The following is a 23975-nucleotide window of genomic DNA, read 5'->3' as shown; positions in this document are numbered from 1 at the left end:
GGGGTGAGGGCGTCGGTCTGCTGGTCCTGGAGCGTCAGTCGGACGCCGTCCGCAACGGCCACCGGATCCTGGCGGTGGTGCGGGGCTCGGCGGTGAACCAGGACGGTGCGTCGAACGGTCTGACCGCGCCGAACGGTCCGTCGCAGCAGCGCGTCATCCGGCAGGCGCTCGCATCGGCCGGACTGTCCACCTCCGACGTGGACGCGGTCGAGGCACACGGTACCGGTACGACACTGGGCGACCCGATCGAGGCGCAGGCCCTGCTGGCCACCTACGGCCAGGACCGCGAACAGCCCCTCCTGCTCGGCTCCGTGAAGTCCAACATCGGCCACACCCAGGCCGCCGCCGGCGTCGCCGGAGTGATCAAGATGGTGCAGGCGATGCAGCACGGCGCACTGCCGCAGACCCTGCACGTCGACCAGCCCTCGTCGCACATCGACTGGTCCGCCGGAGCGGTGGAACTCGCGGTCGAGCGGACCCCGTGGCCGACCGCCGACCGCCCCCGCCGGGCCGGTGTCTCGTCCTTCGGCGTCAGCGGCACCAACGCGCACGTCATCCTCGAACAGGGCCCTGCCGCCGCCGAACCGGCGACCACGGACGCCACCCCTGGCAGGACGCCGTGGATCGTCTCCGCGAAGTCCGAGGTGGCGCTGCGCGGGCAGGTCGAGCGGGTCCGGGAGCTCGACGGGGATCCGGTGGACGTCGGGTTCTCGCTGCTGACGACGCGTACGTTGTTCGACCGTCGTGCGGTGCTGCTGGACGGTGTCGAGCTTGCCCGGGGCGTGGCCGGCCGTAAGCCGCTTGCGTTGCTGTTCTCGGGTCAGGGTTCGCAACGGCTCGGTATGGGGCGGGAGTTGTACGGCCGCTTCCCGGTGTTCGCGGAGGCCTTGGACGCCGTACTCGTCCATCTCGACCCGGCCTTGCGGGACGTGATGTGGGGTGGGGACGAGGAGCTGCTGAACCAGACCGGTTATACGCAGCCTGCGTTGTTCGCGCTTCAGGTGGCTCTGTACCGGTTGGTGGAGTCGTGGGGCGTTGAGCCCGATCACCTGGCTGGTCATTCCATCGGTGAGATAGCGGCGGCGCATGTCGCGGGTGTGTTGAGCCTGGAGGACGCGTGCCTCCTCGTCACGGCGCGTTCCAGTCTGATGCAGGAGCTGCCTGCTGGTGGTGCGATGGTCTCGGTGGTGGCCTCCGAGGAGGAGGTGCTGCCGCACCTGACCGACAAGGTCTCCATCGCTTCCGTCAACGGCCCGGCCTCCGTGGTCATCGCGGGTGACGAGGCCGAGGTTCTTGAGATCGCCGGGCGTTGGAAGTCCAAGCGGCTGCGGGTGTCCCACGCCTTCCACTCGCCGCTGATGGACCCGATGTTGGAGGACTTCCGGGAGGCGATCGGCGAGATCGAGTTCCGTGAGCCGCAGATCCCCTTCGCGGCGTCCGGCGATGTGACCGATGCCGAGTACTGGGTGCGGCACGTCCGCGAAGCGGTCCGCTTCCACGACAACATCCAGGCTCTCGGCGGTGTGACCTTCCTGGAGATCGGCCCGGACGGAGTGCTGTCCGCCATGGTCGCCCAGGACACGGCTGACGCGGTCGCGATCCCGGTCCTGCGCAAGGACAAGCCGGAGGAGGACGCCGTACTCACCGCCCTCGCGCGGCTTCACGTCCACGGCACCCACGTCGACTGGACGTCCTTCTACCCGGGCGGCACCCGCGTCGACCTGCCCACCTACGCCTTCCAACGCCGGCGCTTCTGGCCCGAGGCGTCGAGCACGTCGGACGTGCGGTCCGCCGGCCTCGACTCCGTCGGCCACCCCCTCCTCGGCGCGGCTGTCGAACTCGCCGGAGCGGAAGGGCTCCTGTTCACCTCGCGGCTGTCGCCCCGCACCCACCGCTGGCTCGCCGACCACACGCTGCACGGCCGCACCCTCCTGCCCGGTGCCGCGCTCGTCGAACTCGCGCTGCGTGCCGGGGACGAGGTCGGCTGCGGCCGGGTCGAGGAACTGACCCTGTCCGTGCCGCTCGTCGTCGAGGGCGCGACCCAGCTCCAACTGCGCGTCGGCATCGCCGACACCGCCGGACGCCGGCCCGTCGCCGTGCACACCCGGCCCGAGAACGCGGCGGACCAGCCGTGGACCGAGCACGCGACCGGCTTCCTCGCCCCGGCCGCGGAGACAGCGGACTTCGACGCCGCCGTCTGGCCGCCGGCCGATGCCGAACGGGTCGACATCGAGGGCTGCTACGACGCCTTCGCGGACCGCGGCTTCGAGTACGGCCCGGTCTTCCAGGGCCTGCGTGCTGTCTGGCGGCGCGGTGACGAGGTGTTCGCGGAGGTCGCGCTGCCCGACGGCGTGGAGCCCGGCACCTTCGGCATCCACCCGGCGCTGCTCGACGCCGCCCTGCACGCGGTGGCCTTCGCGCGGCAGCGCACCGAGGGAGCCGTGCCGTTCTCGTGGGAGGGCGTCTCGCTGCACGCGGAGGGCGCGACCGCGCTGCGGGTGCGCCTCACGACGAGCGGGGACAACACCCTGTCCCTCGCGCTCGCCGACACGGCCGGAGCACCCGTCGCCTCCGTCGGCTCCCTGCTCACCCACGCCGTCTCGGCACAGCAGCTCGCCGCCACCACCGACTCGCTGTTCGGCCTGGACTGGACCCCGATCGCGCTGCCCGAAGCCCCCGACGCCGACGCCGTGGTCGAGTACCTGGTGAGCGACGGCGACGTCGTCGCGTCGGCCCATGAGCTCGCCGCTCGCGCGCTCGCCCTGGTGCAGCGGTGGATCGCGGAGGACCGTGCCGAGCGCCTTGTCTTCGTGACGCGTGAGGGTGATCTGGCGGCGTCGGTGGTGTGGGGTCTGGTGCGGTCGGCGCAGTCGGAGCATCCGGGCCGGTTCGTGCTGGTCGACACCGACACCGATACTGACGGCGACCTGCCCACGGGCGTACTCAGCGGCGCCGAGCCGCAACTCCGGATCCGTGACGGCGTGGTGAGCGTCCCGCGCGTCGTCCGCCTCACCGCCCCCGCCGAGCCCGTGCGGCTTGAGGGGCCGGTGCTGGTGACGGGCGGTACGGGTGGTCTGGGTCGGGTGATCGCGCGTCATCTGGTCGAGGCGCATGGTGTGGATGAGTTGGTGTTGGTGAGCCGCCGGGGTGAGGCGGATGTCAGTGAGCTGGAGGCGGCCGGGGCGAGTGTGTCGGTCGTGGCTTGTGATGTGGCGGATCGTGCCGCGGTGGCGGATCTGCTGGAGCGGTATCCGGTGCGTTCGGTGGTGCATGCGGCCGGTGTGCTGGACGACGGTGTGGTGGAGTCACTGACGCCGGAGCGGCTGGAGGCCGTTCTGCGGCCGAAGATCGACGCGGCCTGGCATCTGCACGAACTCGCCCAGGACCTCAGCGCGTTCGTCCTCTACTCCTCGGCGTCCGGCCTCTTCGGAACGGCCGGACAGGCCAACTACGCCGCGGGCAACACGTTCCTCGACGCCCTCGCCGCCCACCGCCGCGCGCTCGGCCTCCCGGGCCTGTCCCTGGCGTGGGGCGCCTGGGACCAGACCGGCATGCTCGACGGAGCCGACGCTGAGCGGCTGAACAGGTCCGGCATGCCGCCGATCACCCCTGACCAGGGCATCCAGCTGTTCGACGCCGCCCTCACCACCGGCGATGCGCTGGTGCTGCCGTTGCGCCTCGACACCGCAGCCCTGCGTGCGCGCGGCGAGATCCCCGACGTCCTGCGCGGACTCGTCCGGACCCGCACCAAGCGGACCGCCGCCTCGGCCACCGCCGCTTCCCTCGTACGACGGCTCGACGCACTCCCCGAGCAAGCCCGCCTGGAGTCGCTGCTGGAACTGGTGCGTACCGAGGTGGCCGCCGTACTCGGCCACGCGGGCGCCGGTACCGTCGACCCCGAACGCGCCTTCCAGAGCCTCGGTTTCGACTCCCTCACCGCGGTCGAGCTGCGCAACCGCCTCGGTGCGGTCACCGGACTGCGGCTGCCCGCGACGCTGACCTTCGACTACCCGACCGCCGCCGTACTGGCCGCCCACCTCGCGGACGAGCTGTTCGGCGCCGACCGGGACACCGCCGGGCTGCTCCCCGCGCCGCTGTCGACGACCGACGACCCGATCGTCATCGTCGGCATGGCCTGCCGCTACCCCGGCGGAGCGAACTCGCCCGAGGACCTGTGGCGGCTCGTCGCCGACGGCGTCGACGCCATCACCGAGTTCCCGGCCAACCGGGGCTGGGACCGCGACGCCCTCTACCACCCCGACCCCGACCACCTCGGCACGACGTACTCCGTCTCCGGCGGATTCCTGCACCAGGCGGGCGAGTTCGACCCCGAGTTCTTCGGCATGTCCCCGCGTGAGGCCCTCGCCACCGACTCACAGCAGCGCCTGCTCCTGGAGACGACCTGGGAGGCGCTGGAACGCACCGGTATCGACCCGACGTCCCTGCGCGGCAGCGCGACCGGCGTGTTCGCCGGCGTGATGTACAACGACTACGCCTCCCTCCTGGACGGCGACGACTTCGAGGGCCACCAGGGCCAGGGCAGCGCCGGCAGCGTCGCCTCCGGCCGGGTGTCCTACACGTTCGGCTTCGAGGGCCCGGCGGTCACGGTCGACACCGCGTGCTCGTCGTCGCTGGTGGCGCTCCACCTCGCGGCACAGGCCCTGCGGCAGGGGGAGTGCACCCTCGCCCTCGCCGGCGGCGTCACCGTGATGTCCACCCCCACCACCTACGTCGAGTTCTCCCGCCAGCGCGGCCTGTCCGCCGACGGCCGCTGCAAGGCGTTCGGCGCCGGGGCGGACGGCACGGGCTGGGGTGAGGGCGTCGGTCTGCTGGTGCTGGAGCGTCAGTCGGACGCGGTGCGCAACGGTCACCGGATCCTGGCGGTGGTGCGGGGCTCGGCGGTGAACCAGGACGGTGCCTCCAACGGCCTTACGGCGCCGAACGGTCCCTCGCAGCAGCGCGTCATCCGGCAGGCGCTCGCATCGGCCGGGCTGTCCACATTCGATGTCGACGCGGTGGAGGCGCACGGTACGGGTACGTCGCTCGGCGACCCGATCGAGGCGCAGGCCCTGCTGGCGACGTACGGCCAGAACCGCGATGTGCCCCTGTACTTGGGCTCGGTGAAGTCGAACATCGGCCACACCCAGGCCGCCGCGGGTGTCGCGGGCATCATCAAGATGGTCAAGGCGCTGGAGCACGGCGTGCTTCCGCGGACGCTGCATGTGGAGGAGCCGTCGTCCCAGGTGGACTGGGAGTCGGGGTCGGTGGAGCTGCTGGGCGGTCCTGTCGAGTGGCCTTCAGCTGACCGGCCGCGTCGCGCGGCCGTGTCGTCGTTCGGCGTCAGCGGCACCAACGCGCATGTGATTCTTGAGCAGCCGGTCGGGGAGTCGCCGGTCGGGGAGACGTCGGTCGCCCCGGACACGGAGCCCGTCGGTGGCGTGCCGTGGCTGGTGTCCGCCAGGTCCGAGGCGGCGCTGTCGGGCCAGATCGAACGCATCAAGGAGCTCGACGGGGATCCGGTGGACGTCGGGTTCTCGCTGCTGACGACGCGTACGTTGTTCGATCACCGTGCGGTGCTGCTGGACGGTGTGGAACTCGCCCGAGGTGTGGCCGGGCGTAAGCCTTTTGCCTTCCTGTTTTCGGGGCAGGGGTCGCAACGGCTGGGGATGGGGCGGGAGTTGTACGACCGGTTCCCGGTGTTCGCGGAGGCCTTCGATGCCGTACTCGTCCATCTCGACCCGGCTCTGCGGGAGGTGATGTGGGGTGAGGACGAGGGGCTGCTGAACCAGACCGGTTACACGCAGCCCGCTCTGTTCGCGCTTCAGGTGGCGCTGTACCGGTTGGTGGAGTCGTGGGGTGTGAGGCCGTCTCACCTGGCCGGCCACTCCATCGGCGAGATCGCCGCGGCGCACGTCGCGGGTGTGTTGAGCCTGGAGGACGCGTGCCTGTTGGTCACGGCCCGTTCCAGCCTGATGCAGGAACTGCCTGCCGGTGGTGCGATGGTCTCGGTGGTGGCCTCCGAGGCCGAAGTGCTGCCGCATCTGACCGACAACGTCTCCATCGCCGCAGTCAACGGCCCGGCGTCCGTGGTGATCTCCGGTGACGAGGCCGAAGTCCTCAAGATCGCTGAGCGCTGGAAGTCGAAGCGGCTGAGGGTGTCGCATGCCTTCCACTCGCCGCTGATGGACCCGATGCTGGATGGTTTCCGGGAGATGCTGGACGGCGTCACCTTCCACGCCCCGCAGATTCCCTTCACGACCTCCGGCGATGTGACCGACGCCGAGTACTGGGTGCGGCATGTCCGCGAGGCGGTCCGCTTCCACGACAACGTCCAGGCGCTGGGTGACGTGGCCTTCCTGGAGATCGGCCCGGACGGTGTGCTGTCCGCGATGGTCGCCCAGGACGCACCTGAAGCAGTGAGCATCCCGGTACTCCGCAAGGACAAGCCGGAACCGACCGCGGCCCTGACCGCCCTCGCGCGGCTGCACGTCCACGGCACCCACGTCGACTGGACGTCCTTCTACCCGGGCGGCACGCGCATCGACCTGCCCACCTACGCCTTCGAACACCAGGTCTTCTGGCCGGCCACCGCACGCCGCAAGGGGGACGTGGGCGCGGTCGGCATCACCGCCGTGGAGCACCCGCTGCTCGGTGCGGCGGTCGATGTCGCCGGCTCGGACGGGCACCTGTTCACCAGCAGGATCTCGCTGAACACGCACCCGTGGCTCGCCGACCACAGCGTCTTCGGGCAGGTGCTGCTGCCCGGCACCGCATTCCTGGAGCTCGCGCTGCGCGCCGGGGACGAGGTCGGCTGCGACCGCGTCGACGAACTGACCCTCGCCGCACCGCTGGTGCTGCCGGAGCGGGGCGCGGTGCGGTTGCAGGTGTCCGTCGGTACGGCGGACGAGTCGGGGCGGCGCACCGTGGAGGTCTTCTCGCGGCCCGACGGCGAGGACGCCCCGTGGACGCGGCACGCCGACGGCTTCCTCGCGGCCGGCACGCACACGGACGACTTCGACGCCACCGCGTGGCCGCCGGCCGCCGAACCCCTGGACATCGCCGGGGCCTACGAACGGTTCGCCGAGGCCGGGTTCGACTACGGCACGGTGTTTCAGGGGCTGCGGACGGCGTGGCGGCGCGGTGACGAGGTGTTCGCCGAGGTCGCGCTTCCGGAGGACGTGGACGCCTCGGCATTCGGCGTGCACCCGGGGCTGCTCGACGCGACGTTGCACGCCGGAGGGTTCTTCGAGGGCAGCGAGGCCGGTCTGCCCTTCTCGTGGGAGAACGTGTCGCTGCACGCCACCGGTGCCTCGTCGCTGCGGGTCCGGCTGACCCGTACCGGCTCCGCCTGGCGCATCGCCGTCGCCGACTCCATCGGCGCACCGGTGGCCACGATCGGTGCGCTGGTGACGCGTGCGGTGTCCGCCGAGCAGATCGGCCGGGCGGACCGTGACTCCCTGTTCCGTCTCGACTGGGTGCCGGTCGCACTGCCGGACGCCGCCGACGGGCACGCCGAGATCGTGCGGATCACCGGAGGCGCGGACGTCGTCGGCTCCGCCCACACCGAGGCCGCTCGCGCGCTCGCCCTGGTGCAGCGGTGGATCGCGGAGGACCGTGCCGAGCGCCTTGTCTTCGTGACGCGTGAGGGTGATCTGGCGGCGTCGGTGGTGTGGGGTCTGGTGCGGTCGGCGCAGTCGGAGCATCCGGGCCGGTTCGTGCTGGTCGACACCGACGGCGACGTCCCCGCGGGCGCGCTGACCGGCGAGGAGCCCCAGCTCAGGATCCGGGGCGGCGCGGCCTTCGCGGCACGCCTCGCCCGCGCGTCGGCGGAGGTCACCTCTGAGCCGGTGCGGCTCGAAGGGCCGGTGCTGGTGACGGGCGGTACAGGTGGTCTGGGTCGGGTGATCGCGCGTCATCTGGTCGAGGCGCATGGTGTGGACGAGTTGGTGTTGGTGAGCCGCCGGGGTGAGGCGGATGTCAGTGAGCTGGAGGCGGCCGGGGCGAGCGTGTCGGTCGTGGCTTGTGATGTGGCGGATCGTGCCGCGGTGGCGGATCTGCTGGAGCGGTATCCGGTGCGTTCGGTGGTGCACGCCGCGGGTGTGCTGGACGACGGTGTGGTGGAGTCACTGACGCCGGAACGGCTGGAGGCCGTACTGCGTCCGAAGACCGACGCGGCCTGGCACCTGCACGAACTCGCCCAGGACATCGGCGCGTTCGTCATCTTCTCCAGCGCCGCCGGCACCTTCGGCGCCGCAGGGCAGGCCAACTACGCCGCGGGCAACGCCTTCCTGGACGCCCTGGCCGCCCACCGCAAGGCCAACGGCCTGCCGGCTGTCTCGCTCGCCTGGGGCGCGTGGAGCGGTACGGGCATGCTGTCGGACGCCGACGCGGAACGCATGGCACGAGTCGGCACCCCGCCGCTCAGCCCCGAACAGGGCCTCGCGCTCTTCGACACGGCGATCGCCTCCGGCGAAGCCGCCCTCCTGCCGCTCAGGCTCGACCTCCCGGCCCTGCGCGGCCACGGCGAGATCCGCCCGCTGCTGCGCGGCCTGATCCGCACCCGCACCCAGCGTGCGATCGCCGGCTCCGAGACGGCGTCGAGCCTCAGCCGACGACTCGGCGCACTGACGGACACTGCCCGTCTCGACGAGCTCGTGAACCTGGTGCGCGGCGAAGTCGCCGCCGTACTGGGGCATGCGGGTGCCGACGGCGTCGATCCGGCGAAGGCGTTCCAGAGCCTCGGGTTCGACTCCCTCATGGCGGTCGAACTGCGCAACCGCCTCGGCGCGGTCACCGGACTGCGGCTGCCCGCGACGCTGACCTTCGACTACCCGACCACCGCCGTACTGGCCGCTCACCTCAAGGACGAGCTGTTCGGCACGGACGCACCCGCCGCACCTGTTCCGGTGGCGGCGACGGCCCAGGCGGACGACCCGATCGTGATCGTCGGCATGGCCTGCCGCTACCCGGGCGGGGTCACGAACCCCGAGGAGCTGTGGGACCTGGTGCTGGACGGCACCGACGCGATCACCGGCTTCCCGGAGAACCGCGGCTGGGACCTCGACGCCCTCTACCACCCCGACCCCGACCACGTCGGCACGTCGTACACCCGCTCCGGCGGCTTCCTGCACGACGCCGACCAGTTCGACCCCGAGTTCTTCGGGATGTCCCCGCGTGAGGCGCTCGGCACCGACGCGCAGCAGCGCCTGCTGCTGGAGGCGACCTGGGAGTCGCTGGAGCGGGCGGGCATCGACCCGACCTCGCTGAAGGGCAGCCGGACCGGCGTCTTCGCGGGCGTCATGTACAACGACTACTCCCTGATGCTCGACGGTGACGCCGAGGGCTACCAGGGCACCGGCGGCTCACCGAGCGTGGTCTCGGGCCGGGTGTCCTACACGTTCGGCTTCGAGGGCCCGGCGGTCACGGTCGACACCGCGTGCTCGTCGTCGCTGGTGGCGCTGCACCTCGCGGCGCAGTCGCTGCGGCAGGGGGAGTGCACCCTCGCCCTCGCCGGCGGCGTCACGGTCCTTGCCTCGCCGGGAGCGTTCATCGGGTTCTCCCGCCAGCGCGGCCTGTCCGCCGACGGCCGCTGCAAGGCGTTCGGCGACGGTGCGGACGGTGTGGGCTGGGCCGAGGGCGTCGGTCTGCTGGTGCTGGAGCGTCAGTCTGACGCCATCCGTAACGGTCACCGGATCCTGGCGGTGGTGCGAGGCTCGGCGGTGAACCAGGACGGTGCCTCCAACGGCCTTACGGCGCCGAACGGTCCGTCGCAGCAGCGCGTCATCCGGCAGGCACTCGCATCCGCAGGCCTGTCCACCGCGGACGTCGACGCCGTCGAGGCCCACGGCACCGGAACGACACTGGGCGACCCCATCGAGGCCCAGGCCCTGATGGCGACCTACGGCCAGGACCGCGACGTACCGCTCTACCTGGGGTCGGTGAAGTCCAACATCGGCCACACCCAGGCGGCCGCGGGCGCCGCCGGCATCATCAAGATGGTCAAGGCGCTGCAGCACGGGGTTCTGCCCCGGACGTTGCACGTGGACCAGCCGTCGTCCCAGGTCGACTGGGAGGCGGGCGCGGTCGAGCTGCTCGACAGTGCCACCGAGTGGCCGTCGGTCGACCGGCCGCGTCGCGCGGCGGTGTCGTCGTTCGGTGTCAGCGGCACCAACGCGCATGTGATTCTTGAGCAGCCGCTCGTGGAGGCGCCGGTTGCGGAAGGACCACGCGGCCAATTCGCGCCGTGGCTGGTGTCCGCGAAGTCCGAGGCGGCGCTGCGGGAGCAGGTCGAACGGGTCAAGGAGATCGACGGTGACCCGGTGGACATCGGGCACTCGTTGCTCACCACGCGTACGACCTTCGACCACCGTGCCGTGATCCTCGACGGCGTCGAGCTCGCCCGGGGCGTGGCTGTCCGTAAGCCGCTTGCGTTCCTGTTCTCGGGGCAGGGTTCGCAACGGCTGGGTATGGGGCGGGAGTTGTACGACCGGTTCCCGGTGTTCGCCGAGGCCTTCGACGCCGTACTCGTCCATCTCGACCCGGCCTTGCGGGACGTGATGTGGGGTGGGGACGAGGAGCTGCTGAACCAGACCGGTTACACGCAGCCCGCTCTGTTCGCGCTTCAGGTGGCTCTGTACCGGTTGGTGGAGTCGTGGGGCGTTGAGCCCGATCACCTGGCTGGTCATTCCATCGGTGAGATAGCGGCGGCGCATGTCGCGGGTGTGTTGAGCCTGGAGGACGCGTGCCTCCTTGTCACGGCGCGCTCCAGCCTGATGCAGGAACTGCCTGTCGGCGGTGCGATGGTGGCGGTCCAGGCGACCGAGGCCGAGGTGCTGCCGCACCTGACGGAGAAGGTGTCGATCGCTGCCGTGAACGGCCCGGCATCGGTGGTCATCGCCGGTGACGAGGCCGAGGTTCTGGGGATCGCCGGGCGGTGGAAGTCGAAGCGGTTGAGGGTGTCGCATGCCTTCCACTCGCCGCTGATGGACCCGATGCTGGATGACTTCCGGGAGATGCTGGACGGCGTCACCTTCCACGCCCCGCAGATTCCCTTCACGACCTCCGGCGATGTGACCGACCCCGAGTACTGGGTGAACCATGTCCGGGACGCGGTCCGCTTCCACGACAACGTCCAGGCTCTCGCCGACGCGACCTTCCTGGAGATCGGCCCGGACGGCGTCCTGTCCGCGATGGTCGCCCAGGACAAGCCCGACGCGGTCGCGATCCCGGTCCTGCGCAAGGACAAGCCGGAACCGACCGCGGCCCTGACCGCCCTCGCCACCCTGCACGTCCACGGCACCCCCGTCGACTGGACGTCCTTCTACCCGGGCGGCACCCGCGTCGACCTCCCCACCTACGCCTTCCAGCGCCAGCGCTACTGGCCCGCCCCGGCGAGCCCGAAGAGCGACGCCACCGGCCTGGGCCTGGTCGGCATGGAACACCCGCTGTTGGGCGCGGCCGTCGAACTGGCCGAGGACGAAGGCGTCGTCTTCACCAGCAGGCTCTCGACGAGCACGCACCCGTGGCTCGCCGAACACGAGATCATGGGCCACCGCCTGGTACCGGCGGCCGTGCTGGTCGAGCTCGCGCTGCGCGCCGGTGACGAGGTCGGCTGCGGCCGCGTCGACGAACTGACCCTCGTGACGCCGCTGCCCCTGCCGGACCGTGGCGGTGTGCAGGTCCGGCTGCGGGTGGCCGCCGAGGACGCGGCGGGGCGCCGTACCTTCACCGTGCACGCCCGGCCGGAGGCCCACGTCGAGGAGCCGTGGACCCAGCACGCCTCCGGTGTGCTCGCGACGGGCGAGCGGCCCCCGGCCGACTTCGACGCCACCGTGTGGCCGCCGGCCGGCGCCGTCGCGATGGACCATGAGGACTGCTACGACCGCTTCGCCGGGGCGGGCTTCGCCTACGGGCCGACCTTCCAGGGGCTGCGGGCGGCGTGGCGTCTGGGCGAGGAGGTCTACGCCGAACTCGCCCTGCCCGACGACGCGGCCCCGGGCGGCTACGGGCTGCACCCGGCGCTGCTCGACGCGGCCCTGCACGCCGCGCTGCTGGACGAGACGGCCGAGGCCGGGCTGCCGTTCAGCTGGGCGGGCGTCAGCCTGCACGCCACCGGGGCATCGCGGCTGCGCCTCAGGATGACCCGGGACGCGTCCGGCACGACCCGCACCCTTGCGCTCGCCGACCCCACCGGCACGCCGGTCGCCTCGATCGACTCCCTCGTCGTCCGCCCGGTCGCCGCCGACCGGCTCGGCGCCCAGAACATCGGCCGCGACGCCCTCTTCGGAGTCGAATGGGTGCCCGTCGGCACCGAGGACGCGGTGCCGGCCGGCTCCGTGGCGGTCCTCGGCGACGACCCGTTCGGACTCGGCTTCGAGACGGTGGCGTCCCCGGGCGACACCGAGGCCGGAGTCGTACTCCTGCCCGTCGTCGGAGACGGAGACGGCGACGTGGTGGGGGCGGCGCACACCGCCACCGCGCGCGTCCTCGCCGCCCTGCAGGACTGGATCGCCGCCGAACGGCCCGGCAGGCTTGTCGTCGTCACCCGTGACGCCACGGTCGGCGGCGACCTCGTCGGTGCGGCCGTCTGGGGCCTCGTGCGGTCGGCGCAGTCCGAGCACCCCGGCAGCTTCGGTCTGATCGACATGGTGGGCGCGGCCGACGACGAGGTTCGTACCGCGACCGACGCCGACCTGATCGCGGCGGCCCTTGCCATCGACGAGCCTCAACTCGCCCTCCGTGACGGCAAGGTACTGGCCGCCCGCCTGGGCCGGGTGCACGTCGCCCAGGAGGCGGCCGTCTGGGAGAGCCCCGTTCTCATCACGGGCGGTACCGGCGGCCTCGGCCGGATCATCGCTCGCCACCTGGTCGAGCGGCACGGTGTGACGGAGCTCGTCCTGGCCAGCCGCACCGGCCAGGCCGACGTGACGGAGCTGGAGGCGGCCGGGGCGACCGTGTCGGTGGTCGCCTGCGACATCGCCGATCGGGATGCGCTCGCCGAGCTACTGGACCGGCATCCGGTCCGCTCTGTCGTCCACGCTGCGGGTGTGCTCGATGACGGTGTCGTCGCCTCGCTGACCCCGGAGCGTCTCGACAGCGTGTTGCGGCCGAAGGCCGACGCGGCCTGGAACCTGCACGAACTCCTCGGTGATGTCGCGCAGTTCGTGTTGTTCTCCAGCGCTGCCGGTGTCTTCGGCAATGCCGGACAGGGCAACTACGCGGCGGGCAACGCCTTCCTCGACGCTCTGGCCGCTCGCCGTAGGGCTGAAGGGCTGCCCGCGGTGTCCCTCGCCTGGGGTGCCTGGGAGACCGGCATGCCGGCTCCGGACGACGCCGAGCGCATGGCCCGCTCGGGCATGCCCGCCATCAGCGCGGACCACGGCGTGGAACTGTTCGACGCGGCGCTCGCCACCGGCGAACCCCTGGTGCTTCCCGTGCGGCTGGACCTTCCGGCGCTGCGCGGTCACGCAACCGTCGCCCCCCTCCTGCGCGGGCTCGTCCGCATCAAGGCACGCCGGGCCGTCGCGGGCTCGGAGGCCGCGTCCTCGCTGGTCGCACGCCTCGCCGCCCTCGACGCGGCGGCACGCCGCACCGAACTGGTCGGCCTGGTGTGCGCCCAGGCGGCGCAGGTGCTGGGCCATGCGGGTGTCGACGCGGTCGACTCCGCGCGGGCCTTCCAGGACCTCGGCTTCGACTCGCTCACGGCGGTCGAGTTCCGCAACCAGCTGACGGCGGCCACGGGCCTGAAGCTGCCCGCGACGCTCGTGTTCGACTACCCGACCGCACTGGCCCTCGCCGACCACCTGCACGCCGAACTGTTCGGCTCCGTGGCGGACACCGCCGAGCTCCTGCCCGCACCCGTGTCCACCACCGACGACCCGATCGTCATCGTCGGCATGGCCTGCCGCTACCCCGGCGGAGTCGACTCGCCCGAGGACCTCTGGAACCTGGTGGTCAGCGGCGACGACGCCATCACGCCGTTCCCGACGAACCGAGGCTGGGACCTGGACACCCTGTTCCACCCCGACCCCGACCACCTCGGCACGTCGTACACCCGCTCCGGCGGCTTCCTCCACGACGCCGGGCTCTTCGACCCCGAGTTCTTCGGGATGTCCCCGCGTGAGGCGCTCGGCACCGACGCACAGCAGCGGCTGCTCCTGGAGACGACCTGGGAGGCCCTGGAGCGCACCGGCATCGACCCGACGTCCCTGCGGGGCAGCCGGACCGGTGTGTTCGCCGGCGTCATGTACTCCGACTACGCCCAGATCCTGGAGGCCGACGCCGAGGGGCACCAGGGCGCCGGCACCTCGCCCAGCGTGGCGTCCGGCCGTGTGTCCTACACGTTCGGCTTCGAGGGCCCGTCGGTCTCCGTGGACACGGCGTGCTCGTCGTCGCTGGTCGCGATGCACTGGGCGATGCAGGCGCTGCGCTCCGGCGAGTGCACCCTCGCCCTCGCCGGCGGTGTCACCGTTATGTCCACACCGGGCGCCTTCGTCGGCTTCTCCCGGCAGCGCGGGCTCGCGCAGGACGGCCGCTGCAAGGCCTTCTCGGACAGTGCTGACGGCGTCGGCTGGTCGGAGGGCGTCGGCCTGCTGGTGCTGGAGCGCGAGTCCGACGCCATCCGCAACGGTCACCGGATCCTGGCCGTCGTCAAGGGCTCGGCCGTCAACCAGGACGGTGCCTCCAACGGGCTCACGGCGCCGAACGGTCCGTCGCAGCAACGCGTCATCCGGCAGGCACTCGCATCCGCAGGCCTGTCCACCGCCGACGTGGATGCCGTCGAGGCCCACGGCACCGGAACGACACTGGGCGACCCCATCGAGGCGCAGGCCCTGATGGCGACCTACGGCCAGGACCGCGACGTACCGCTCTACCTGGGGTCGGTGAAGTCCAACATCGGCCACACCCAGGCGGCCGCGGGCGTCGCGGGCATCATCAAAATGGTCAAGGCGCTGGAGCACGGCGTGCTCCCCCCGACGCTGCACGTCACCGAGCCGTCGACACACGTCGACTGGAGCGAGGGCGCCGTCGAGCTGATCGGCGACCCGACCGGCTGGCCGACCGTCGGGCGCCCGCGCCGGGCCGGTGTCTCGTCGTTCGGCCTCAGCGGTACGAACGCGCACGTCATCCTGGAGCAGCCGGTCGCACAAGCACCCGTCGCACCGGCAACCGCTGTCGAGGCCCCCACCTCCGACGTGCCGTGGCTGGTGTCCGCGAAGACCGAGGCGGCTCTGTCAGGCCAGATCGACAGGGTCCGGGAACTCGACGGCGACCCCGTCGACATCGGCCACTCGCTGCTCACCAGCCGTACGCTCTTCGACCACCGTGCGGTGCTGCTGGACGGCATCGAACTGGCCCGGGGCCGGGCCCGCTCCGGTCGCCCCCTCGCCCTGCTCTTCTCCGGTCAGGGTTCGCAGCGGCTCGGTATGGGGCGGGAGTTGTACGACCGTTTCCCGGTGTTCGCGGAGGCGTTCGACGATGCCCTGATGTACCTCGACCCTGCGCTGCGTGAGGTGGTGTGGGGTGAGGACGAGGGGCTGCTGAACCAGACGGGCTACACCCAGCCCGCTCTGTTCGCGCTTCAGGTGGCGCTGTACCGGCTGGTGGAGTCGTGGGGTGTGAGGCCGGATCACCTGGCCGGTCACTCCATCGGCGAGATCGCCGCGGCGCACGTCGCGGGTGTGTTGAGCCTGGAGGACGCGTGCCTGTTGGTCACGGCCCGTTCCAGCTTGATGCAGGAACTGCCCGCCGGTGGCGCGATGGTCTCGGTCATGGCCTCCGAGGCCGAAGTGCTGCCGCATCTGACCGACAGCGTCTCCATCGCCGCAGTCAATGGCCCGACATCCGTGGTGATCTCCGGTGACGAGGCCGAAGTCCTCAAGATCGCTGAGCGTTGGAAGTCGAAGCGGCTGAGGGTGTCGCACGCCTTCCACTCGCCACTGATGGACCCGATGCTGGAGGACTTCCGGGAGGCGATCGGCGAGATCGAGTTCCGTGAACCGCAGATCCCCTTCACCACGTCCGGCGATGTGACCGACCCCGAGTACTGGGTGAACCACGTCCGGGACGCGGTCCGCTTCCACGACAACGTCCAGGCTCTCGCCGACGTGACCTTCCTGGAGATCGGCCCGGACGGTGTGCTGTCCGCGATGGTCGCCCAGGACAAGCCCGACGCGGTCGCGATCCCGGTCCTGCGCAAGGACAAGCCGGAGCCGACCGCGGCCCTGACCGCCCTCGCCACCCTGCACGTCCACGGCACCCACGTCGACTGGACGTCCTTCTACCCGGGCGGCAGGCCGATCGACCTGCCCACCTACGCCTTCGAGCACCAGGCGTTCTGGCCCGCCGTACGCATCGGCGGTGACGACGCGTCCGGCATCGGCCTGGTGGCCCTCGGTCACCCCCTGCTGAACGCCTCGGCGGAACTCGCCGACGGCGAGGGCTTCCTGTTCACCAGCCGCCTCGCCCTGCGCACCCACCCATGGCTGGCCCACCACGTCGTGAACGGCAGCGTCATGGTGCCGGGTGCGGCCCTCGTCGAACTGGCCGTGCGGGCCGGCGACGAACTCGGGCTCGACCGGCTGGAGGAGCTGACGCTGTCCGCGCCGGTGATCCTGCCGGAGACCGGGGGCCTCGCCCTGCAGACACGGGTGTCCGCCGAGGACGAGTCGGGCCGTCGTACCTTCACCGTGCACGCCCGGCCCGCCGAGGCCGTGGACGTGCCGTGGACGCAGGTCGTGTCCGGTGCGCTCGCCGGTGGCGAGCGTCGGATCGACTTCGACACGAGCGTGTGGCCGCCGGCCGGCGCCGAGACGCTCGACGTGACGGGCTGCTACGACCGGTTCGCCGGGGCCGGGTTCGCCTACAGCGGGCCCTTCCGGGGCCTGAAGGCGGCATGGAGGATCGGCGACGACACATACGCCGAGGTGGCGCTGCCCGACGACGTCAACGTCACGCCGTACGGACTGCACCCTGCCCTGCTCGACGCGGCCCTGCACGCCTTGCTGCTCGACGAGAGCGGCACCGCCGGGCTGCCGTTCGCGTGGGAGAACGTCTCCCTGCACGCGACCGGCGCCTCCGCGCTGCGGGTGCGTCTGACCCGCAACGCCGCCGGAACGTCGATCGCGCTCGCCGACCCGGCGGGCAACGCCGTCGCCTCGGTCGAGTCGCTGGTGGTGCGGGCGGTCACCCACGAGGAGACCGGTGCCCGCCGCCAGGACGCGCTCTTCGCCGTCGAGTGGACGCCGGTCGCCGTGCCGCCCGCCGAGGCGGGCCGGAGCGTCAGCGTTCTCGGCCCCGACGTGCTCGGGCTGTCGGTCGGCCGGGTGGAAGGCCGGCTCGCGCTCGCCGACACGTCGGTCGTGCTGGTGCCGCTGTCCGGCGAGCCCGGCGCGGACGGCGCGCACCGCACCACCCGCCAGGTGTTGGGGCTGCTGCACGAGTGGATCGCCGACGACCGCGACGGCCGCCTGGTGTTCGTCACCCGGGGCGCGGTCGACGGCGACGACCTCGCCGGCGCCGCCGCCTGGGGCCTGGTCCGCTCGGCGCAGTCCGAGCACCCGGACCGCTTCGGCCTGATCGACCTCGACGCCGAGGAGTCCTCGCTCGCGACGCTGCTCGCGGTGCTCGACCTCGACGAGCCGCAACTGGTGATCCGTGAGGGCGAGGCCCGCGCCGCCCGCCTGGGCCGGGTGCACGTCGCCCAGGAGGCGGCCGTCTGGGAGAGCCCCGTTCTCATCACGGGCGGTACCGGCGGCCTCGGCCGGATCATTGCCCGGCATCTGGTCGAGCGGCACGGTGTGACGGAGCTCGTCCTGGCCAGCCGCACCGGCCAGGCCGACGTGACGGAGCTGGAGGCGGCCGGGGCGACCGTGTCGGTGGTCGCCTGCGACATCGCCGATCGGGATGCGCTCGCCGAGCTACTGGACCGGCATCCGGTCCGCTCTGTCGTCCACGCTGCGGGTGTGCTCGATGACGGTGTCGTCGCCTCGCTGACCCCGGAGCGTCTCGACAGCGTGTTGCGGCCGAAGGCCGACGCGGCCTGGAACCTGCACGAACTCCTCGGTGATGTCGCGCAGTTCGTGTTGTTCTCCAGTGCCGCCGGTGTCTTCGGTAACGCCGGACAGGGCAACTACGCGGCGGGCAACGCCTTCCTCGACGCTCTGGCCGCCCGGCGCAGGGCTGAAGGGCTGCCCGCCGTGTCCCTCGCCTGGGGTGCCTGGGAGACCGGCATGCCGGCTCCGGACGACGCCGAGCGCATGGCCCGCTCGGGCATGCCCGCCATCGGCGCCGAACGCGGCGTGGAACTGTTCGACGCCGCCGTAGGCAGTGACGCGGCGGCCGTGCTGCCGGTCGAACTCGACCTCGCGGCCCTCAAGGCCGAGGGAACCGTGCGGCCGTTGCTGCGCGGTCTGATCCGCGTCAAGTCGCGCCGCAGGATCGCCGGGGCGGAGACCGCATCCGGCCTCGTCCAGCGGCTGTCCGCCCTCGACGAGGCGGGCCGCACCGCGGCGCTCGTGGACCTGGTGCGCGGCGAGGTCGCCGCGGTCCTCGGCTATGACACCACCGCCGCCGTCGACCCGGAGCGAGCCTTCCAGGAACTGGGCTTCGACTCGCTCACCGCGGTCGAGCTGCGCAACCGCCTCACCGCGGTCACCGGACTGAAGCTGCCCGCCACCGTGGTGTTCGACTACCCGTCCGCCCACCAGCTCGCGGCCTACGTCAAGGACGAACTCCTCGGCGCTCAGGCCCCGGCGGACAACCTGCCCGCCGTGTCCACTGCGGCCCTGTCCGACGACCCGATCGTCATCGTCGGCATGGCCTGCCGCTACCCCGGCGGGGTCACGACCCCCGAAGAGCTGTGGCAGCTGGTGCTCGACGGCACGGATGCCATCACGCCGTTCCCGACGAACCGAGGCTGGGACCTGGACACCCTGTTCCACCCCGACCCCGACCACCCCGGCACGTCGTACACCCGCTCCGGCGGCTTCCTGCACGACGCCGACCAGTTCGACGCCGAGTTCTTCGGGATGTCCCCGCGCGAGGCACTGTCGACCGACGCCCAGCAGCGGTTGCTGCTGGAGACGGCGTGGGAGGCCCTGGAGCGCACGGGCGTCGACCCGGTGTCGCTGCGGGGCAGCCGGACCGGTGTGTTCGCCGGCGTCATGTACAACGACTACACGCAGCTGATCGGCGGCGCCGACACCGAGGGCTACGGCAGCACCGGCGCCTCGCCGAGCGTGGTGTCCGGCCGTGTCTCGTATGCGCTCGGGCTGGAGGGCCCGTCGGTGTCCGTGGACACGGCGTGCTCGTCGTCGCTGGTCGCGATGCACTGGGCGATGCAGGCGCTGCGCTCCGGCGAGTGCACCCTCGCCCTCGCCGGAGGTGTCACGGTGATGTCCACGCCGGGCTCGTTCGTCGGGTTCTCCCGACAGCGCGGGTTGTCCGAGGACGGCCGCTGCAAGGCGTTCGGCGACGGCGCGGACGGCGTGGGCTGGGCCGAGGGCGCCGGCCTCGTCGTACTGGAACGGCAGTCGGATGCGGTGCGTAACGGTCACCAGATCCTCGCCGTGGTCAAGGGCTCGGCGGTCAATCAGGACGGTGCGTCGAATGGTCTGACCGCGCCGAACGGTCCGTCGCAGCAGCGGGTGATCCGGCAGGCTCTCGCGAGCGCCGGGCTGTCCACCGCGGACGTCGACGCCGTCGAGGCCCATGGCACCGGTACGACACTGGGCGACCCGATCGAGGCGCAGGCCCTGCTGGCGACCTACGGCCAGGACCGCGAGATCCCGCTCAAGCTCGGTGCCATCAAGTCGAACATCGGTCACACCCAGGCCGCCGCCGGCGTCGCCGGAGTGATCAAGATGGTGCAGGCGATGCAGCACGGCATCCTGCCCAGGACACTGCACGCGGACACGCCCTCGTCGCACGTGGACTGGACGGAAGGCGCCGTCGACCTGCTCACCGACACCACCGAATGGCCCGGGGTCGACCGCCCCCGGCGCGCGGCCGTGTCCTCCTTCGGCATCAGCGGCACCAACGCGCACGTCATCCTGGAGCGGGGACCCGCGGTGGACTCCCCGGCCGCCCCGGACACCGAGCCCGTGCGAGGCGTCCCGTGGCTGGTGTCCGCCAAGACCGAGGCGGCGTTGTCGGGCCAGATCGAGCGGGTCCGGGAACTCGACGGCGACCCGATCGACATCGGCCACTCGCTGCTCACCGCCCGATCGAGGTTCAGCCACCGCGCAGTCCTGCTCGACGGTGTGGAACTCGCCCGAGGCGCGGCCGCCCGCAAGCCCCTCGCCTTCTTGTTCTCGGGGCAGGGCTCGCAACGGCTCGGTATGGGGCGGGAGTTGTACGACCGCTTCCCGGTGTTCGCGGAGGCCTTCGACGCCGTACTCGTCCATCTCGACCCGGCGCTTCGTGAGGTGATGTGGGGCGAGGACGAGGAGCTGCTGAACCAGACCGGTTACACCCAGCCCGCTCTGTTCGCGTTGCAAGTGGCCCTGTACCGGTTGGTGGAGTCGTGGGGCGTGAGGCCCGATCACCTGGCCGGTCACTCCATCGGCGAGATCGCGGCGGCTCATGTCGCGGGTGTGTTGAGTCTGGAGGACGCGTGCCTCCTCGTCACGGCGCGCTCCAGTCTGATGCAGGAGCTGCCTGCTGGTGGTGCGATGGTCTCGGTGGTGGCCTCCGAGGAGGAGGTGCTGCCGCACCTGACCGACAAGGTCTCCATCGCTGCCGTCAACGGCCCGGCCTCCGTGGTCATCGCGGGTGACGAGGCTGAGGTGCTGGAGATCGCGTCGCGTTGGAAGTCCAAGCGGCTGCGTGTGTCGCATGCCTTCCACTCGCCGCTGATGGACCCGATGCTCGACGACTTCCGCGAGGTGGTCGAGGACATCAACTTCGAGGCCCCGGGCATCCCGTTCAGCACGTCGGGCGATGTGACCGACCCCGAGTACTGGGTGCGGCACGTGCGCGACGCCGTACGCTTCCACGACAACGTCCAGGCACTGGGTGACGTGGCCTTCCTGGAGATCGGCCCGGACGGTGTGCTGTCCGCGATGGTCGCCCAGGACGTGGCCGACGCGGTCGCGATCCCGGTCCTGCGCAAGGGCAAGCCGGAGGAGACCGCGGCGCTGACCGCCCTCGCGCGGCTGCATGTCGGCGGTGCCGATGTCGACTGGACGTCCTTCTACCCGGGCGGAAAGCTCATCGACCTGCCCACCTACGCCTTCCGGCGGCAGAGCTACTGGCCCAAGGTCGCCGAAGGCGCGGGCGACGTACGGGCCGCCGGTCTGCGCGGTGTCGTACACCCGCTGCTCGGTGCGGCCGTCGAACTCGCCGGTTCCGCGGGCCACTTGTTCACGAGCAGGCTCTCGCTGCGTACGCACCACTGGCTCGCCGACCACGTGATCATGGGCCGGGCCCTGGTGCCCGGTGCCGCGCTGGTCGAGCTGGCGCTGCGCGCCGGTGACGAGCTGGGCTGCGACACCGTGGAGGAGCTGACGATGGCCGCGCCGCTGGTCCTGCCCGAACAGGGCGGTGTCCAGGTGCAGGTGTCCGTCGGCACCGCCGACGACGACGGCCGACGTACCGTGACGGTCTACTCGCGGCCCGAGGACACGGACCTGCCCTGGACCGAGAACGCCACCGGCCTCCTCGCCACGGGCGGTCGGCCCGCCCCGTCGGACCCCGCGTCCGACCTCGGGTCCGGCACCGCCGAGTGGCCGCCGGCCGGCGCCGAGGCCATCGACCTCGACGGCGCGTACGACCGGTTCGCCGAGGTCGGCTTCGGCTACGGGCCGGCGTTCCAGGGGCTGCGGCGGGCGTGGCGGGCGGCCGGCGCGGTCTATGCCGAGGTCGCCCTGCCCGAGGGAACGGAAGCCGGCGGGTTCGGCCTGCACCCGGCACTGCTCGACGCCGCCCTGCACACCGCGTTGCTCGGCGGCGAGGAGCGGGGCGGGAGCGGCGGATCCGCTGCGCTGCCCTTCTCGTGGGAGGGCGTCTCGCTGCAGGCCACCGGTGCCTCGGCGGTACGGGTGAGGATGGAGCGCGACGAGAGCGGGGCGATGTCGATAGCCCTCGCCGACTCGTCCGGCACTCCGGTCGCCCAGGTGGAGTCCCTGGTGGTGCGGGAGGTCTCCGCACAGCAGCTGGCGGGCTCCGGCGTCGGGCGCGACTCGCTGTTCACCTTGAACTGGACGCCCATCGCGGCGAACACCGCCTTCGACGAGCCGGTCGCGGTCGCCGGTGAGGACGCCTTCGGCCTTGCGGACAGCTTCGTCGGCGGCCGAGTCCACCCGGACATCGCCGCCGCGGACGCGGACGTGGTGCTGGTCGAGGTCGTCGCCGTCTCCGAGGACGTCGTGGACTCGGCGCACGCGGCGGTGTCCGACGCACTGGTGAACATCCAGGAGTGGCTGACCGCCGAACGGTCCGGACGGCTGGTGTTCGTCACACGGGGTGCCATCGCCGCAGCCGACGGGGATGTCCCGGACGTGGTGGGCGCCGCCGTGTGGGGCATGGTGCGCGTGGCGCAGTCCGAACACCCCGGGCGCTTCGGCCTGCTCGACCTCGACGACCGGCGCTCGTCGCTCGCCGTGCTGCGCCAGGCCGTCGCCGTCGAGGAACCGCAGGTCGTCATCCGCGACGGGGAGGTTCTGGCCGGACGGCTGGCCCCCGCGCCGCAGCCGCAGGAGGAGCAGACCTGGACGGGGCCCGTCCTCATCACCGGCGGCACCGGCGCGCTCGGCCGGATCATCGCCCGGCACCTGGTGGACCGGCACGGCGTCACCGAGCTGGTGCTGGCCAGCCGCAAGGGCGAGGCCGACGTGAGTGAACTGGAGGCGGCCGGCGCGACCGTGTCGGTGGTCGCCTGCGACATCGCCGACCGGGACGACCTGAGGGCGCTGCTCGACCGGCACCCGGTCAGGTCGGTCGTGCACGCCGCCGGTGTCCTCGACGACGCCACGGTCGAACAGCTGACGCTGGACCGCATCGACCCGGTGCTCCAGCCCAAGGCCGACGCGGCCTGGTTCCTGCACGAACTCGCCGGCGACCTCGACCACTTCGTGCTGTTCTCCTCGGTCGCGGGCACGCTCGGCAACCCGGGGCAGGCGAACTACGCGGCGGGCAACGCGTTCCTCGACGCCCTCGCCGCCCGCCGCCGGGCCGAAGGACTGCCCGCCGTCTCGCTGGCCTGGGGCGCCTGGGACACCGGCATGCTCACCGCGCAGGACGCGGCCCGCATGGCCCGCGGCGGCCTGCCCGCGCTCACCGAGGAGCAGGGCGTACGCCTCTTCGACGCGGCGCTCGGCACCGGGCTGACGGTCCTGCTGCCGGTCCGCCTGGACCTGGCGGTGCTACGGGACCTGGGCGAGCCGGCGCCACTGCTGCGCGGTCTCGTCCGGACGAAGTCCAGGCGGGCCGTCGTCGGACAGGAGACCGCCGACTCTCTGGTGCGCCGGATGGCGGGACTCACCGAGGACGAGCGCACGGCGATGCTGCTGGAGGTCGTCCGGGGTCAGGTCGCCGAAGTGCTCGGCCACGGCGCCGGTGAGGAGATCGAACCCGAGCGCCAGTTCCAGGAGCTGGGCTTCGACTCCCTCACCGCCGTCGAGCTGCGCAACCGCCTCGGCACGGTCACCGGTCTGCGCCTGCCCGCCACGCTGGTGTTCGACCACCCGACCCCGAACGACCTGGTCGAGCTGCTCCGCTCCGAGCTGAACATCGGCGAACCCGCCCAGGGAACACCGGCCCTGCTCGCCGAACTCGACAAGATCGAGAAGGCGTTCGCCGACGCCACGGGCGGCTTCGACGAACGGTTCCACCAGCAGGTCGCCGGCCGCCTGGAGGTGCTGCGCACCAAGTGGGCGGAGCTGCGCAACGGAGACACAGGCGACGGCGGGATCGACCTGGAGACGGCGTCCGACGACGAGATGTTCGCCCTGCTCGACTCCGAGTTGGGGCTGTAG

1 protein-coding gene (running past one end of the window) is annotated in these 23975 nt (G+C 71.9%); it reads left to right on the top strand.

Going from position 1 to position 23975, the window contains the following annotated elements:
* Positions 1-23975, top strand: the 3' portion of a protein-coding gene (locus tag QQM39_RS02300) for a type I polyketide synthase (protein ID WP_301994892.1). The gene continues 5836 nt to the left of window position 1, outside the view; 23975 of the gene's 29811 nt are visible here — the last part of the coding sequence; the start codon falls outside the window, past its left edge; it ends in the stop codon at positions 23973-23975.

It is taken from the genome of Streptomyces sp. DT2A-34 (genome assembly GCF_030499515.1).
GTDB lineage: Bacteria > Actinomycetota > Actinomycetes > Streptomycetales > Streptomycetaceae > Streptomyces.
The sequence above is the reverse complement of the archived record's forward strand: the minus strand, read 5'-3'. Positions and strand labels throughout refer to the sequence as shown.